Annotated in this window: 15 protein-coding genes; 6 read left to right on the top strand and 9 right to left on the bottom strand. The window is 77.1% G+C overall.

What is annotated here, in order from left to right; all coding sequences use genetic code 11:
* Window positions 1–62: 62 nt before the first annotated feature.
* Both JOD57_RS04840 and JOD57_RS04835 read right to left on the bottom strand, forming a co-directional pair.
* Window positions 63–368: a hypothetical protein gene (locus JOD57_RS04840; protein ID WP_204690856.1), complete on the bottom strand. Its 306-nt coding sequence runs from the start codon at window positions 366–368 to the stop codon at window positions 63–65.
* Window positions 369–570: 202 nt separating this feature from the next.
* On the bottom strand, window positions 571–1,149 hold the full coding sequence (locus tag JOD57_RS04835; RefSeq protein ID WP_204690855.1) for a hemerythrin domain-containing protein: 579 nt from the start codon (window positions 1,147–1,149) through the stop codon (window positions 571–573).
* A gap of 126 nt (window positions 1,150–1,275) precedes the next feature.
* Here JOD57_RS04835 and JOD57_RS04830 point away from each other — a divergent pair, with 126 nt between their 5' ends.
* Window positions 1,276–1,542, top strand: coding sequence for a hypothetical protein (locus JOD57_RS04830; RefSeq protein WP_204690854.1), 267 nt, complete (start codon window positions 1,276–1,278; stop codon window positions 1,540–1,542).
* A gap of 18 nt (window positions 1,543–1,560) precedes the next feature.
* On the opposite strand, the gene JOD57_RS04825 is transcribed toward JOD57_RS04830, so the two are convergent.
* Window positions 1,561–2,742: an acyl-CoA dehydrogenase family protein gene (locus tag JOD57_RS04825; RefSeq protein ID WP_204690853.1), complete on the bottom strand. Its 1,182-nt coding sequence runs from the start codon at window positions 2,740–2,742 to the stop codon at window positions 1,561–1,563.
* A 38-nt stretch (window positions 2,743–2,780) separates the two neighbouring features.
* Between JOD57_RS04825 and JOD57_RS04820 the strand changes: the two genes are divergently transcribed.
* The gene (locus JOD57_RS04820; protein ID WP_307824462.1) at window positions 2,781–3,917 is read left to right on the top strand and encodes a glycerate kinase; all 1,137 of its coding nucleotides are present in this window, start codon (window positions 2,781–2,783) and stop codon (window positions 3,915–3,917) included.
* Here JOD57_RS04820 and JOD57_RS04815 read toward each other — a convergent pair.
* Window positions 3,890–4,396 (bottom strand): mycothiol transferase, encoded by a 507-nt coding sequence (locus JOD57_RS04815; RefSeq protein ID WP_204690851.1) that lies wholly within the window; start codon window positions 4,394–4,396, stop codon window positions 3,890–3,892. The genes JOD57_RS04820 and JOD57_RS04815 overlap by 28 nt on opposite strands.
* A 95-nt stretch (window positions 4,397–4,491) precedes the next feature.
* Here JOD57_RS04815 and JOD57_RS04810 point away from each other — a divergent pair, with 95 nt between their 5' ends.
* Window positions 4,492–5,523: an NAD-binding protein gene (locus tag JOD57_RS04810; RefSeq protein WP_204690850.1), complete on the top strand. Its 1,032-nt coding sequence runs from the start codon at window positions 4,492–4,494 to the stop codon at window positions 5,521–5,523.
* Between the two features lie 18 nt (window positions 5,524–5,541).
* On the opposite strand, the gene JOD57_RS04805 is transcribed toward JOD57_RS04810, so the two are convergent.
* Together JOD57_RS04805 and JOD57_RS04800 are read right to left on the bottom strand one after the other, a co-directional pair.
* Window positions 5,542–6,930, bottom strand: a complete 1,389-nt coding sequence (locus JOD57_RS04805; protein WP_239568163.1) for a serine/threonine-protein kinase — start codon at window positions 6,928–6,930, stop codon at window positions 5,542–5,544.
* 49 nt (window positions 6,931–6,979) lie between these two features.
* A complete protein-coding gene (locus JOD57_RS04800) occupies window positions 6,980–7,117 on the bottom strand; it encodes a hypothetical protein (RefSeq protein WP_204690849.1) in 138 nt (45 codons plus the stop codon).
* Between the two features lie 64 nt (window positions 7,118–7,181).
* Here JOD57_RS04800 and JOD57_RS04795 point away from each other — a divergent pair, with 64 nt between their 5' ends.
* Window positions 7,182–10,349 carry an acetyl-CoA carboxylase family protein gene (locus tag JOD57_RS04795; protein WP_204690848.1) on the top strand — a complete coding sequence of 1,056 codons (3,168 nt, stop codon included), beginning with the start codon at window positions 7,182–7,184 and terminating at the stop codon, window positions 10,347–10,349.
* Between the two features lie 67 nt (window positions 10,350–10,416).
* Here the strand turns inward: JOD57_RS04795 and JOD57_RS04790 are convergent, their stop codons facing one another.
* Window positions 10,417–10,920: a DUF2505 domain-containing protein gene (locus JOD57_RS04790; RefSeq protein WP_204690847.1), complete on the bottom strand. Its 504-nt coding sequence runs from the start codon at window positions 10,918–10,920 to the stop codon at window positions 10,417–10,419.
* 280 nt (window positions 10,921–11,200) lie between these two features.
* On the opposite strand from JOD57_RS04790, the gene JOD57_RS04785 reads away from it, so the two are divergent.
* Window positions 11,201–11,821, top strand: a complete 621-nt coding sequence (locus tag JOD57_RS04785) for a hypothetical protein (RefSeq protein ID WP_204690846.1) — start codon at window positions 11,201–11,203, stop codon at window positions 11,819–11,821.
* A gap of 241 nt (window positions 11,822–12,062) precedes the next feature.
* Window positions 12,063–13,067, top strand: coding sequence for a hypothetical protein (locus tag JOD57_RS04780; protein WP_204690845.1), 1,005 nt, complete (start codon window positions 12,063–12,065; stop codon window positions 13,065–13,067).
* A gap of 67 nt (window positions 13,068–13,134) precedes the next feature.
* On the opposite strand, the gene JOD57_RS04775 is transcribed toward JOD57_RS04780, so the two are convergent.
* Complete coding sequence (locus JOD57_RS04775; protein WP_204690844.1) at window positions 13,135–14,031, bottom strand: ATP-grasp domain-containing protein; 897 nt, start codon at window positions 14,029–14,031, stop codon at window positions 13,135–13,137.
* Between the two features lie 37 nt (window positions 14,032–14,068).
* Window positions 14,069–14,542 carry a TspO/MBR family protein gene (locus tag JOD57_RS04770; protein ID WP_204690843.1) on the bottom strand — a complete coding sequence of 158 codons (474 nt, stop codon included), beginning with the start codon at window positions 14,540–14,542 and terminating at the stop codon, window positions 14,069–14,071.
* Between the last annotated feature and the right edge of the window lie 28 nt (window positions 14,543–14,570).

The following is a 14,570-nucleotide window of genomic DNA, read 5'->3' as shown; positions in this document are numbered from 1 at the left end:
CCCGGGCGGCCGTCCCGGCGTCCTCTCCGGGCACCGGAACGGTCGCGGTCCCGGGTCCTTGCTCAGTCGCCGGGCGGCAGGACGCGGGGGACGAAGACCTCGTCGATCGGGCGCGGGCCGACGTACTGCCGGCACGTGCACGGCACCCAGGTGTGTCCGGCCCAGCGGCCGCGCTTGTCGTAGGAGTCGCGGCGCAGCTCGGCGTAGCAGGTGTTGGTCCCGGTGTCGTGCTGGCTCAGCGTGTGCCCGCAGCCGCACAGGGGGGTCGGGTTCGGCGGCGGTCCCGCGGGACGGCGCCGCCCGACCCGGCCGGCCACGAAGCCGACGGCCAGCAGGGCCGCACCGATCACCAGGCTGACTGGTTCCACCGTCCGAGCTCCTCCCGCCGCGTTGCCTCCCGACGGTAACGCCGGGAGGGCGACGGCGGTGCCCCGCCGGTGTCTCCCGGGGCGTTCCGGACGACGGCGACCCCGGGGCCCGGCCCTCCCGGGGCGTTCTCCGGCCTCCCGGGGTGCTGCAGGACCCCGGGAGGCCGGGCGACACCCCGAGAGCGGGCCGCGGGCGCCGGGCTCAGGTGTCCTGCTTGCCCCGGCCGCTGACGGCGTCGCGGAGGTGGTCGACCAGCGCGGCGACCGGGCCGAGCGCCGTCCGGATGCCACCCTCGTTGGGCACCAGAGGGTGCGGCCGGGTCGGCGCGATCGCCTTGACCCGCTCGACCTGGCGCGCCATCTCCACCAGCTGCGCCCGGTCGAACGTCGCCTTGAGCTCGGTGAACATCCGGCTCTCCTCGTGCTCGACGTGCGTGCGGATCTCGTGGATCAGCGTCCGGATCTCCACGTCGTACTGCTCGTCGGCCGGGTCGAGGCGCTCCAGGCGCTTCATCGTCTCCTCGGCCAGGTCGTGCTCGTGCTTGGACCGCTCGGCCTCCTCGGCGTCCACCTCGTCCTGCACGCGCGGGTAGACCTGGGTCTCCTCGGCCACGGAGTGCTTGACCAGGCCGATGCTGACCTCGTCGACGAGGGCGCGCTTGCGGGCCAGCACGTCCTCGCCGGTCCGGCCCATGAGCCCCTCGAGCTCGGTGAAGACGCGGTCGAACTCGCGGTGGTCGGCGCTGAGCAGTTCCACCACGTCGCGTTCGGTCTCGGTCACGGGGTGCCTCCTGGTGGTCGGGGCCGGGGGAGTACCCCGGTCACCCGGTCGTGCACCGTTCCGCACGGTCCCGTGTCGCCCGATCGTGGGCGGTTGACCTGCTGTGACGCGGGGCACACCGGGATCGTGGAGTCCTACGCGGTCGGCTTCGCCCGGCCGGACCGGTGGTCGCGGGGGCGGCCGGCCGAAGACGGCCACCCGTGGCACGCCGTCGAGGCGCACCGTCCCGCCTCCGAGCTCGACGGGGAGGTGGAACTGGCGCTCTGCGGCGCGATCGTGCAGGTCTGGGGTTCCCAGCAGTGGGAGCGGGTGGGTGCGGGCCGCAGCGGCTGCCCCGAGTGCCGCCGCCTGTCCGGGCTGGCGCTGCGCGCGCCGCTCAGCCGGGCCGGCTGAGCAGCGCGATCCGGTGGGTCAGCGGCGCCGGCCGCTGATCGCCGACAGGCCGGTGATCTCCCGGCCGACGATGAGCGCCTGCACGTGGTCGGTGCCCTCGAAGGTGTAGATGGCCTCGATGTCGGCGTGGTGCCGCGCGACGTGGTGCTCGAGCAGGATGCCGTCGCCGCCGAGGAGGTCGCGGGCGTCGGCCACGATCCGCCGGGCGGTCGCCGCGCAGTGCCGCTTGGCCAGCGAGGCCATGGCGGGGGTCATCCGCCCGGCGTCGGCCAGGCTGGACAGCCGCCAGCACATGAGCTGCATGCCGGTGATGTCGGCGAGCATCGTGGCGAGCTTCTCCTGCACCAGCTGGTAGCCGGCGATGGGCTGGCCGAACTGCTCGCGCCGCAGCGTGTGCTGCAGGGCCAGCTCGTAGGAGCCGGTGGCCAGGCCGAGGGCGCGCCAGGCCACGGTGTAGCGGGTGCGGTCGAGGATGGTCGAGACGTCCTTGAAGCTGTGGCAGTTCTCCAGCCGGTTCTCCGCCGGCACCCGCACACCCTCCAGCGTCAGCTCGGCCTGCCACACCGCCCGCAGCGCCGTCTTGCCGGTCATCACCGTCGCGGTGAACCCCGGGGTGCCCTTCTCGACGACGTAGCCGCCGACCGCGCCGTCCTCACCGCGCGCCCACACGATGACGTGGTCGGCGATCGACCCGTTGCCGATCCACTTCTTCGCGCCGTCGAGGACGTATGAGTCGCCGTCGCGGCGGGCGCGGGTCTCCAGGGCGACGGCGTCCGAGCCGTGCCCGGGCTCGGTCAGGCCGAAGGCGCCGATCTCCTCCATGCGGGCCATCGGCGGCAGCCACCGCTCGCGCTGCTCCTCCGAGCCCAGCAGCGCGATCGACTGCATGGCCAGGAAGCTGTGCACGCCGTTGAACGTGCCGACGCTGCCGTCGGCGCGCGCCAGTTCCGCGGCGACCAGGCCGGCGGCGACGGCGCTCATGCCCGGCGAGCCGTAGCCCTGCACGGTGCCGCCGGCGATGCCCAGCTTCGCGAAGCCCGGCACCAGCTCGAAGGGGAACTCCGCGCGCTCCCAGTAGTCGTTGATCCGGGGCAGGACCTCCGTGTCGCACCACGCGCGCACCCGGTCGCGGACGTCGATCTCCTCGGGGGTGAGCAGGTCCTCGAGGGCGTAGAAGTCGGTGGTCGACGGCTCGGTCACGGTCCGACGCTACGCGCGGGTACGGCATGCTGCCGTGCGTGCGGATCGTGATCGCCCCCGACTCCTTCAAGGGCTCCCTGGCCGCCGCGGACGCCGCCGAGGCGGTCGCCCGCGGGCTGCTGCGCGAGCGTCCCGACGCCGAGGTGCTGCTGCGCCCGATGGCCGACGGCGGCGAGGGCACGGTGGCCGCCGCCCTCCGCGCCGGCTACACCCCGCGGACGGTCACGGTCACCGGCCCGGACGGCCGTCCGGTCGAGGCGGAGTTCGCCGTCGACGGGACGACGGCGGTGGTGGAGATGGCCACCGCGGCCGGCCTCGGGCTGCTCGACGAGCTCGCCCCGACCACCGCGACCACCCGCGGCGTCGGTGAGCTGCTGCTGGCCGCGCTCGACGCCGGCGCCACGCGCATCGTCATCGGCCTCGGCGGCAGCGCCACCACCGACGGCGGCGCCGGCCTGCTGCAGGCCCTGGGTGTCCGGCTGCTCGACGTCGACGGCTCCGACGTGCCGCCCGGCGGTGCGGGCCTGGCGCTCCTCGACCGCATCGACGCCGGCCTCCGCGACCCGCGGCTGGACGGCGTCCGCGTGGAGGTGGCCACCGACGTCGACAACCCGCTGACCGGGCCGACCGGCGCCGCCGCCGTCTACGGGCCGCAGAAGGGCGCCTCCCCCGAGCAGGTGGCCGAGCTCGACGCGGCGCTCGCCCGCTTCGCCGCCGTCGTCCGCCGCGACCTCGGGGTCGAGCTGGAGGGACCGCCGGCCATGGGCGCGGCCGGTGGCACGACGGCGGGCATCGCCGCCGTCCTCACCTCGTCGGTGACCTCCGGCGCGGAGCTGGTGGCCGACCTGGTCGGGCTGGACGACGCGCTGGCCGGCGCCGACCTCGCGGTGACGGGGGAGGGCAGCCTGGACTCCCAGACCCTGCGCGGCAAGGCGCCCGCGGTCGTGCTGGCGCGGGCCCGCGCGGCCGGGGTGCCGTGCGTCGGGCTGGCCGGGAGGGTGCAGCTGACCGAGGCCGAGCTGGCGGAGGCCGGGTTCATCGGCGCCGGTGCGCTCGTCGACGTCGAGCCCGACGTCGCCCGCTGCCTCGCCGAGCCCGCACCGGTGCTCGCCGACCTGGCGGCGCGGGTCCTGCCGGGCCACCTGCCTCAGGCGCCGAGCAGCCCCCGCACGTAGGCCGCCTGGCCGGCGTGCTGCAGGTCGTCGGAGAGCACGCTGACCAGCCGGACGCCGAGGGTCACCGGCGGGTCCCAGCGCTCGTCGACGACGCGGTCGAGGTCGTCGTCGGACAGGCCGCCGAGGAACTCCGTGCTGCGCGCCAGCACCGCGTCGGCGTACTCGAGCAGCAGGTCCGCCGAGGGCACCCGGACGGCGGCCACCTCGTCGCTGCTCATGCCGTAGCCGGTCGCGGCGTCGTCGACGGGGAGGGCGAACCGGCCCGCGAAGCCCTGCGCCGTCCACACCTGCTCGCTGCCGGCGACCTCGGCGAGGTGGTCGTCCTGCACGCGCAGCGCGTGCCAGGCCAGCCAGCCGATCGGGTTGGCGCCGGGGCCGGGCCGCTGCGCCAGCTGCCCGGGCGACAGGCCCTCGACGGCGGCGCGCAGGACCTCGCCGACCTGCGCGTAGGCGTGGGTGAGGAGGTCGCGGCTGCGCATGCCCGACCGCTACCCGTCCCGCTCGCGGGGGACGCCTCGGAACGGCGGGCGACGGTAGGTTGCGGTGTCCGCCCGGCCGTCGAGGGGTCCCCGCGTTGCCGTTCATCCTGCAGCGGGTGCTGCGCCTGGTCCGCCTGCGGCTGCCCGGCTGGCGGCTGCCCCTGGCCGTCGCGGTGCTGGTGTTCGTCACCAGCTGGGGCGCCATGGCCCTGGTCGAGCCGGCCGGCAGCGAGGTCGTCGCGCCCGCCAACTACTGGTGGTACTTCGTCGTCACCGCCGCCACCGTCGGCTACGGCGACTTCTTCCCGGTGTCGTTCGGCGGCCACGTGGTCGGCACCTACGTGATCGTCGGCGGCATCGTCACCCTGACCCTGCTGTTCACCGAGCTGGCCACCGCGCTGCAGACCGTGCGGGGCAAGCGGCTGAGAGGAGTGGTGGCCCTGGACCTGCGGGACCACGTCGTCGTCCTGGGCTACACGCCGGGGCGCACCGAGCGGATCGTCGCCGAGCTGACCGTCGAGCCGGGCACCCAGGTGGCGCTGTGCGCGTGGGACGAGGTGGCGGTCAACCCGATGCCCGAGCAGCCGGCGGTGTCCTTCGTCCGCGGCGACCTCACCCACGCCGACGTCATGCGGCGGGCCGGCGTCGACCGCGCGCGGACGGCGGTCGTCGACGGCCGCGACGACAACGAGACGCTGGCCATCGCGGTCGCCGTCGACCACGCCAACCCGCGGGTGCACATGGTGGCCGCCGTGCGCGACCTCGGCCGGCGCGACAGCCTGCGCTACGTCAACGCCGGCGTGCAGGTGGTGCAGTGGCACATGCCGTTCCTGCTGTCGGAGGAGGCGGCCGACCCAGGCCTGACCCAGGTCTACAACGAGCTGATGACCGCCGGCGGGCACGGCAACACCTACTCGGTGCGCGTGCCGCACGGCCTGCCGTACGCGACCTTCGGCGAGTGCCAGACCGCCTTCGGCCGCGACCACGGCGCCACGGTGCTGGCCCTGCGCACCGACGACGGCCTGCAGGTCAGCCCGCGGTGGGACACGCCCGTCCCGGAGGGCGCGACGCTGTACTACGTCGCCGACGAGCGGCTGGACCCCGCGCTGCTGACCGGCCGGCCCTGACCGGGCGGCGCCGACCTCTCAGAGCGCGCCGAACGCCGAGGCCAGCAGCGCGACCGCGCCGGCGACGGCGGCCAGCACGGCGAGCACGGCCAGCACCACCGGGACGACGACCCAGCGGCGCTTGAACCGCCACCGGCGCCGCGCCGGGCCCGCGGACCGGGGCGGCGACGTGGCCACGGGCGGCGGGGCCGGGGCCTGCCGGTGCGGACCACGCCCGAGGTGACCCTGCCGGCGCGGTGCCCGGCCGGGCGGGGCCTGCTCGACGGGGGCCTGGACGGGCGGGGCCTGTGGCGACGGGGCCTGCGGCGACGGGGCCTGTGAGGACGGTGTCCGCGGGGACGGCGCCGCTGACGCGGCCTGCCGGCGCTCCCTGCGCTCCTTGCGTTCCCGGCGCTTGTCGGCCAGGTAGCGCGCCTGCTCGCGCGCGTCCCGGGCCACCGTGCCGAGCACCGAGGCCAGCGCCCGCAGGTCGTCGGCGTCGAACCGCTCGACCCGCCCGCCCAGGGCGGCGCCGTCCCCGGCGGTGGGGGAGTCGTCGGACTCGTCGGTGTCCGGCGGCGTCCACGCGGTGTCGAGCCCGCTGCCGGAGAGGGCGCGCCGGAGCTCCCGGCGCGCCGCGGGCACGTCCATCCGCGCGGCGGGGTCCTTGGTGAGCAGCCCGCGCAGCACCGGCTCCAGCGCCCCGGCGCGCTCGGTCGGCGCGGGGTCGTCGGAGACGACGGCGAACAGGGTGGCCATCGGCTCGGCGCGCTGGAACGCGAGCCGGCCCTCGACGGCCGTGTACAGCGTGGCGCCGAGCGACCAGAGGTCGGTGGCGGGGCCGGCGTCCTCGCCGCGGGCGCGCTCGGGGGACATGAACGGCGGCGAGCCGATGACCGCCCCCGCCGTGGTGATCGACGGGTCGCCGGTGGCGACCGCGATGCCGAAGTCGGTGAGGTGGGCGGCGCAGTCGCGGCCGACCAGCACGTTGGCCGGCTTCACGTCGCGGTGCACGATGCCCACCGCGTGCGCGGCCTCCAGCGCGGCGAGCACGTCGAGCCCGATGCGGGCGACCGTGGTCCAGGGCAGGGGCCCGTGTCGCTGCACCACCTCCTGGAGGCTGCGCGAGTCGACGTGCTCCATGACCAGCCAGGGCCGGCCGTCCTCCTCCACGACGTCGTAGAGGGTGGTGACGTTCGGGTGCACCAGGCGGGCCGCGGTCCGGGCCTCGCGGAACGTCCGGCGGCGCAGGGCGTCGCGTTCCTCGTCGCTGAGGTGCGCGGGGAACGTGACCTCCTTGAGCGCGACCGGGCGGTTCAGCACCTGGTCGGTCGCCCGCCAGACGACGCCCATGCCACCGCGGCCGAGGACCCCGGTGACGGCGTAGCGCCCGGCGACCAACCGCCCGGTGCCGGTTTCGGCGGACATGGCCGCACGGTACGCCCGCGGCCGTCCCGACGCCCCCGTCCGAGTCGCCCTACGCCGGGTTGGTCGGCGCCTCGGGGTCGCTCTGTGCCTCCAGGTCGGCGGCGGTGCGCTCGTCCTCCATCTCCAGCGCGATGTCGCGCGGCTGCGGGGCAGCGGGGTCCGGCGTCTCGCGGTCGGGCGTCGTCATGACCGCGAGCCTGCCCCGGATCCGCCCGGTCCGCTGCCCGGTGCCGACCTAGACTGCGCGGCCGATGACGCTCACCCGGCTGCTGGTCGCCAACCGCGGCGACGTCGCCGTCCGCGTGCTGCGGACCGCCGCCGCCCTGGGCCTGCCCACCGTCGCGGTCGCCCCCGAGGACGACGCCGGCGCGCTGCACGTGCGCCGGGCCGACGCCTCGGTCCGGCTCCCCGGTGCCGGCCCGGCCGCCTACCTCGACGTGGCCGCGCTGGTGGGCGCCGCCGTGCGGGCCGGCGCCGACGGTCTGCACCCCGGCTGGGGCTTCCTCGCCGAGAGCCCGGAGCTCGCCCGCGCGTGCGCCGACGCCGGGGTGACCTTCGTCGGCCCGGACGCCGGCGCCCTCGCGCTGTTCGGCGACAAGACCCGCACCCGGGCGCGGGCCGCCGAGCTCGGCATCCCGGTGCTCGCGGCCACCCCGGGGGACACCGGCCTCGCGGAGGCCACCCGGTTCCTCGCCGGCCTCGGCGAGGGCGGCGCGGTCATGGTCAAGGCGCGGGCCGGCGGCGGCGGGCGGGGCGTCCGCCCGGTGCGCGACCCCGCGGAGCTGGCCGGGGCGCTGGAGCGGTGCCGGTCGGAGGCGCGGTCGGCCTTCGGCGACGCAGCGGTCTACGTCGAGCGGCTGCTGACCGGCGCCCGGCACGTCGAGGTCCAGGTGGCCGGCGACGGCACGGACGTCGTCGCCCTCGGGGACCGTGACTGCTCGCTGCAGCGGCGCCGGCAGAAGCTGGTCGAGGTCGCGCCCGCCCCGGGCCTCGACGACGGCGTCCGGACGCGGCTGGCCGGGGCAGCCGTCGCCCTCTGCGGCTCGGCCGGGTACCGCGGGCTGGCCACGGTGGAGTTCCTCGTCCGCGGCGACGAGGCCGTGCTGCTGGAGGTCAACCCGCGGCTGCAGGTCGAGCACACCGTCACCGAGGAGGTCACCGGCCTCGACCTGGTGGAGGTCGGCCTGCGGCTGGCCGAGGGCGCGACGCTGGCCGGCCTCGGCCTGACCGCACCGCCGCCCGCGCGCGGGGTCGCCGTCCAGGCGCGGGTCAACGCCGAGACGCTTCTGCCCGACGGCACCGTGCAGCCGGCGGCCGGGGTGCTCGAGCGGTTCGTGCCGCCGACCGGCCGCGGCGTGCGCGTGGACACCGCCGCGGTGCCCGGGGGCGAGGTCAGCCCGCGCTACGACTCGCTGCTCGCCAAGGTCGTCGTCGCCGACCGCGACCTGCCGCGCGCGCTGGCCGGCGCCGCCCGCGCGCTGGCCGAGCTCGACGTCGCCGGGGTCGCCACCAACCGCGACCTGCTCACCGCGCTGGTCGCCCTGCCCGAGATGGCCGCCGGCCGGGCGACGACCGACCTCGTCGACGGCCGCCTGGCCGAGTTCGTGCCCGACCGGCCGGCCGAGGCACCGGCCGCCGTCGATGGCGTCCTGCCGGTGATCGCGCCGCTGTCCGGTGCGGTGGTCGAGGTCGCCGCCGCCGAGGGGGACGCCGTGGCCGCCGGCGCGACGCTGGTGGTGCTCGAGGCGATGAAGATGGAGCACGTCGTGGCCGCGCCGGCCGGCGGCGTGCTGACCGGGCCGGCGGTGCGCGTGGGCGACGTCGTGACCGCCGGGACCGTGCTCGGCGGCGTCGTCCCGTCCGACGACGCGGCTGCAGACGCCGGCGGGCCGGACGACGCCGACCTCGACGCCGTCCGCCCCGAGCTGGCCGAGCTGCGGGCGCGGCGGGCCGCGACGCTCGACGACGCCCGGCCGGAGGTCGTGGCCCGCCGGCAGGCGGCCGGGCGGATGACCGCGCGGGAGGTGGTCGCCGCGCTGGTCGACGAGGGGACCTTCGTCGAGTACGGCCAGCTGGGGATCGCCGCGCAGCGCGCCCGCCGGTCGGTCGAGGAGCTGGTCGAGCGGACGCCGGCCGACGGCATGGTGACCGGCGTCGGCGAGGTCGACGGCGTGGCCTGCGCCGTCCTCGTCTACGACTACACGGTGCTGGCCGGCACGCAGGGCCGCACCAACCACCGCAAGACCGACCGGCTGCTCGAGGTCGCTGCGCAACGCCGGCTGCCCGTCGTATTGGTCGCCGAGGGCGGTGGCGGACGGCCCGGCGACACCGACGGCGGCGGCTTCTCCCGCCTCGACGTCCCGACGTTCACCACGATGGCGCGGCTGGCCGGGCGGGTGCCCACGGTGGCCGTCGTCTCCGGGTACTGCTTCGCCGGCAACGCCGCACTGGTCGGCTGCTGCGACGTCGTCGTCGCCACCGAGGACAGCAGCATCGGCATGGGCGGCCCGGCGATGATCGAGGCCGGGGGGCTCGGGGTGGTCGCGCCGGGCGACGTCGGGCCGACCGCGGTGCAGGCCGCCAACGGCGTCGTCGACGTGGTGGTGCCCGACGACGCGGCCGCCGTCGCCGCGGCCCGGCAGGCGCTCGGCCTGCTGGCCGGCCGGGTGCAGCCGGGGGCGGGCGCCGACCAGCGGCTGCTGCGGACGGCGCTGCCGGCCAACCGGGTGCGCAGCTACGACGTGCGGCCGGTGGTCACCACCCTGGCCGACGGCGGCAGCGTGCTGGAGCTGCGCCCGTCGTTCGGCCGCGGTGTGGTCACCGCGCTGGCCCGCCTCGACGGGCGGCCGGTGGGGTTCGTGGCCAACGACCCGCGGCACCTGGGCGGGGCCATCGACGGGGAGTCGGCGGACAAGGCGGCGGCGTTCCTGCGGCTGTGCTCGTCGGCCGGGCTGCCGGTGGTGTCGCTGGTCGACACCCCGGGGTTCATGGTCGGGCCGGAGTCCGAGCGCACCGGCACCGTGCGCCGCTTCGGCGGGCTCTACGTCGCCGGGGCGCAGCTGGACGTGCCGCTGCTGGCCGTGGTGCTGCGCAAGGCCTACGGGCTGGGCGCGATGGCGATGCTGGGCGGGGACCTGCGGGCGCCGCTGCTCACGCTGGCCTGGCCGACCGGGGAGTTCGGGCCGATGAGCCTGGAGGGGGCGATCCGGCTGGGGCACCGGCGGGAGCTGGCGGCGCTGCCTGACGACGCCGCCCGGCAGGCCCGCTTCGCCGAGCTGGTCGCCGAGTCCTACGCGCAGGGCACGGCGCTCAACGTGGCCTCGGCCTTCGAGGTCGACGACGTCGTCGACCCGGCCGACACCCGGGACGTGCTGGTCAGGGCGCTGGCCGGACTGGCCGGAGGCGCGGGCCGGGCCTGACGTCCGGTCGTGCCTCGGCACCGCGGTCCCTCCGACGTCGCCCGCCGGGGCTCGATCGCCCCCTGGGTCAGCCGCTCTCGCCCAGGTGGCGCAGCAGCACCTCGTGCTCGTGGCGCAGCACCACCTGGGTGACCAGCTCCCGCACGGCGGCCTCGGCCTGCCGGCCGACGAGCGGCGCGTCGACGCGGACGTCGCCGGTGACCGTGGCGCGGGTGCCGCCGCCGGCCGCGAGCAGCCGCCGCTCGCCGGTGACCAGCGCCGTGCGGCCCATGATCTCCGAGCGGACGTCGAGGGTGCCGCGGTGGCCGCCGTCGCCGTCGGGGGTCCAGGTGCGGACGTCGAGCACCGGCACCGTGCGGCCGACGAAGCGGGCGAAGACCGGCGGGATCCCCGTGGTGGGGGCGTCCAGCCGCACCGTCGTCGTCGTGCCCGCGCCGTCCCGGTGGCTGGAGACCTCCTCGACGCGCGCCTCCAGGGCCCGCGCCCACTCACGGAGGAACGCCTCGTCGGTGAGGACCGCGAGCACGCGGTCGGGGTCGGCGGCGTAGGTCTGCGTGACGTCGATGGGCACGCCCCATGGTGGGCGAGGGCGGCGATCCCCGCCCGGCGGCCGCACGCAGGGGGCAGGCGTGGGCACTGGGACGGGTGCGCCGGACCCGGTCCCGACCTCCCCGGTCCTGCACTCGTGCCCGCCTAGCGTCCGGACTCCGCGCCGGACACCCGCGACCGGCGCCTGCTCAGAGGAGACGACGCGTGCGCCGCTGCACCGCCCTCGCCGGGGCCCTCGCCGCCGGCCTGACCGTCCTGTTCTCCGGCTCGACCGCCCAGGCCGCCGACACCGGCGTCATCACGTGCCGGACGACTTCGTGCCCGCCCTCGGTGACACCCGGGACACCGGGGACTACGAGCTGCAGGGGACCGGCCTGCGCATCTGGACCCAGGGTGCGACGCGCACCGACAAGGTCGCCGAGTACGTGGCCACGGACACCCCGCTGGCCGAGGTGGGTGAGCCGTCGCTCCAGTTCACGAACACCACAGGTGGCGGCGTGCCGGGCTTCCAGCTCGTCGTCGACTTCGACGCCGACGGCACTGCTGACGGGATCCTCGTCGGTGAGGAGGTCTACGACGGCGACTGGTGGCTGAACGACGCGGCTGCTCAGTTCGTCAAGGACGGTGCTCCGTCACACACCGGCGGCTCGGGCAGCACCGACCACGGCACGCTCGACGAGTGGCGGGGTGCCTTCCCGGATGCCGAGGTACAGGCCTTCGGCTTCTCGCTCGGCTCCGGCGTCGAGGGCGACGGGGTCATCCAGTCGATCGACTTCGCCGGCACGACCCACAGGTTCGCCCGGCACGTCGAGCTCGCGAACAAGCAGCAGTGCAAGAACGGTGGCTGGGCAACCAGCACGAAGCCCGTGTTCCGCAACCAGGGTGAGTGCGTGAGCTCCTTCGCCAAGGCCGCCGAGCGCTGACATCAGGCACCCCCGCGAGGCCCTCCACCCCTGACGGGTGGAGGGCCTCCGTCGTCACGGGGCGGGAACGGGCTCCGCCGGCGGTGCCGGCTCCGGCGGGGGTGCAGGCGCCGCGGGCGCGCAGGGGTCGGGCGTGTCCGCGGTGACCACCGCGGCCTCCGTCGCGGGAGCCTCCGCCGGCACGGCGGGGTCGGCCGGCGGCGCGGCGGGCTCAGCCGGCGGGACGGCAGCGTCGGCAGGCGTGGCGGCGGGGTCGGGAGCCGGCACCGGCGGGCACGTCGGCTCGGCGGGCGTCGTCTCGGCCGGCGTCATCGTCTCGACGGGTGCCGTCTCGGCGGTGGGTGCCGCAGTGGGCTCCGGCGTGGGCTCGGGGGACGGCTCCGGTGTGGGCTCCGGCGTCGCCTCCGCGGGGGTGGGCTCCGCGGGGGTGGGCTCGGCGGGGGTGGGCTCGGCGGGGGTGGGCTCGGCGGGGGTGGGCTCGGCGGGGGTCGGCTTTGCGGGGGTCGGCTCTGCGGGGGCAGGCTCGGTCGAGGGCGGCGCCGGCTCCGGGACCGGCGGCACCTCGACCACCGGCGCCTCCTCCGGCGGTGCGTCGAGCGCCGGCTCGGCCGGGGACGGCTCCACCGTCGACGGCTCGACGGGGGCGGGCTCGACGGGGGCGGGCTCGGTCGGGGCGGGCTCGGTCGGGGCGGGCTCGGTCGGAGCCGGCTCGGTGGGAGAGGGCGCGGCAGGCGCGGGCTCGGTGGGCGCGGGCTCGGTGGGCGCGGGCTCCGCGGGAGAGGGCTCGGCCGGCGGCGGCTCCGCCGGCACCGTCTCGACGGGCGGCGTCTCCACCGGAGGCGCGTCGGCGGTGGGCGCCGGCGACGCCGGCGTCTCGGGTGCCTCCGGTGCCGGGAGCGGCGCCGCGGTGGGCTCGGCGGCGGTCGGCGGGCGGGGCGACGGGCGGGGCGAGGATGGCGGAGGTGGCGGGGCGGGCGCCCAACCCCCGTCGAAGCCGGGTGCGAGCACGCCGATGCTCGGGACCTCCAGCGGGCCGGCCGGCGTCGGCGCCTCGACGACCTCGGCCGTCGACGTCGTGCTGGCGGCGGGGGACGTGGCCGCCCCGTCGGCGCGGGCGGTGGGCGGGACCGACGTCGCGGCGAGTGCCGCCGTCACGCCCAGGGCGCACGCGCTCGCGCCCAGCACCGGGATGAGGCGCGCGGAGCGTCCGCGGCCGGCAGTCCTGCCCACGCGCTCTTCCCCCTGAGCTCTCGGACGACGACCGGCCCATCGTCGCCTGTCCGCCGGGTGCAGGCCAGGGGGGACGGCCACGGTCAGCCGAAGGAGTGCGCGGGCGCCAGGAACTCCTCGGTGAAGGCGCGGGTCACCACGTCGAGCGCGCGCCGGGCGTCGGCCGGGGGGAGGTGGTTGGGCGGGCCGTTGGGCGTCGGGTTGAGGTCGACGACGTAGGCGCGGCCGTCGCCCCGGTCGCGCAGCACGTCGAGCTCGGCGGTGTCGGCGCCGAGCAGCCGGCACAGGTGCAGCAGCCGTGCGGTCTCGTCGTCGCTGAGCACCGAGCCGGCGGGCACCACCTCCGCGCGGCTGTTGTCGTTGCTGAACCGGTCGGACACCGGCCGGTGCTTGCGGTACACGAGCGGGACCCGCGTCCCCACGACGACCACGCGGAGGTCCTCGACCTCGGTGCCGTCGGCGGTGACGTTGTCGACCACCCGTTGGTAGACGCGACCGGGCCGCACCCGGTCGGGCGGCACCGGCGTCCGCAGCTCCCGCCCGTCGTGCTCGGCGTTGGCGTCGGACTTCTCGACGCAGACGCCGGCCGACGCTGTCGGGTCCACCGCCAGGCCGTAGCCGAAGGCCTCCCGGTGCGCGGCCTCCACCGCCGTCTTGGAGATGTCGGTGCAGCCGGCGTTGAGGACCCGGCCGGGGTCCGCGGCCAGCTCGGCCGGCAGGGGACGGTGCGTGGCCAGGGAGAAGTGGACGGCGAGGTCGTGCGGCTGGTCCGGGCCGACCACCCGGGCCCCGGCGAGCGAGCAGACCTTGGCGGCGACGCTGAGCGGGTGCGGCCGCTCGGGCGCGAAGGCGACGGCGGGCGCCCGGCCGCCGTCGGCGAGCCGGCGCCGCAGGTACCGGAGCCGGAACGGGAGCCGGTAGGCCGCCCAGTACGCCGTCGAGACGCCGGGGGTGTTGCGTGCCCACTCGACCCACTGCACGGCACCGATCCGACCACGGCCGTCCGCGGTGCGCAGGTCAGCCGCGGTTGCGCCGGGCGATCTCCGCGCTGAGCGCGGCGGCGAAGGCGGTCCAGGCGGCGTAGGGGAGCAGCAGCCGGCCGGCGGTGGGGTCGAGCCGCGCGCTGCGCCGGGCGAGGTCGGCGGTGGACGCCGCGAGCACGACGGCCTCGGCTGCGGCGATCGGTGGCCGCCGCAGCCGGAAGAACGCCCGGGTCCAGCCGGCGTTCAGCACGAGGTTGGCGGCGTAGGCGCGGCCGTGGGACCGCCGCTCGCGCGGGCCGGCGGCGGCCAGCGCCCGGGCGCCCGCCGTCGCCAGCAGCACGTACAGCCCCGACCACGCGATCCCGAACACCGGTCCGGGCGGCTGCCACGGTGGCTTCTCCAGTCCCCGGTACCAGCGCGAGGTGACGTCGGTGCCGGCCGTGCCCACGAGCGCGGTGGCCGTGACCGCGGCCGAGGTGGCCAGCGCGGTGGGGGAGGGGCGCCTCACCCCGCGAGCGTGCGGGGTGCCACCGGAT

The sequence above is a fragment of the Geodermatophilus bullaregiensis genome (assembly GCF_016907675.1).
GTDB classification, from domain to species: Bacteria; Actinomycetota; Actinomycetes; order Mycobacteriales; family Geodermatophilaceae; genus Geodermatophilus; species Geodermatophilus bullaregiensis.
Note: the sequence above shows the minus strand (reverse complement) of the source record. Positions and strands in the feature narration are given on the sequence as shown.

Excerpts from the sequence above, each read along its gene's own strand:
- JOD57_RS04795 (WP_204690848.1), top strand. The coding sequence starts at position 7,182 with ATGACGCTCACCCGGCTGCTGGTCGCCAACCGCGGCGACGTCGCCGTC.
- JOD57_RS04815 (WP_204690851.1), bottom strand. The coding sequence starts at position 4,396 with ATGCGCAGCCGCGACCTCCTCACCCACGCCTACGCGCAGGTCGGCGAG.
- JOD57_RS04805 (WP_239568163.1), bottom strand. The coding sequence starts at position 6,930 with ATGTCCGCCGAAACCGGCACCGGGCGGTTGGTCGCCGGGCGCTACGCC.
- JOD57_RS04800 (WP_204690849.1), bottom strand. The coding sequence starts at position 7,117 with ATGACGACGCCCGACCGCGAGACGCCGGACCCCGCTGCCCCGCAGCCG.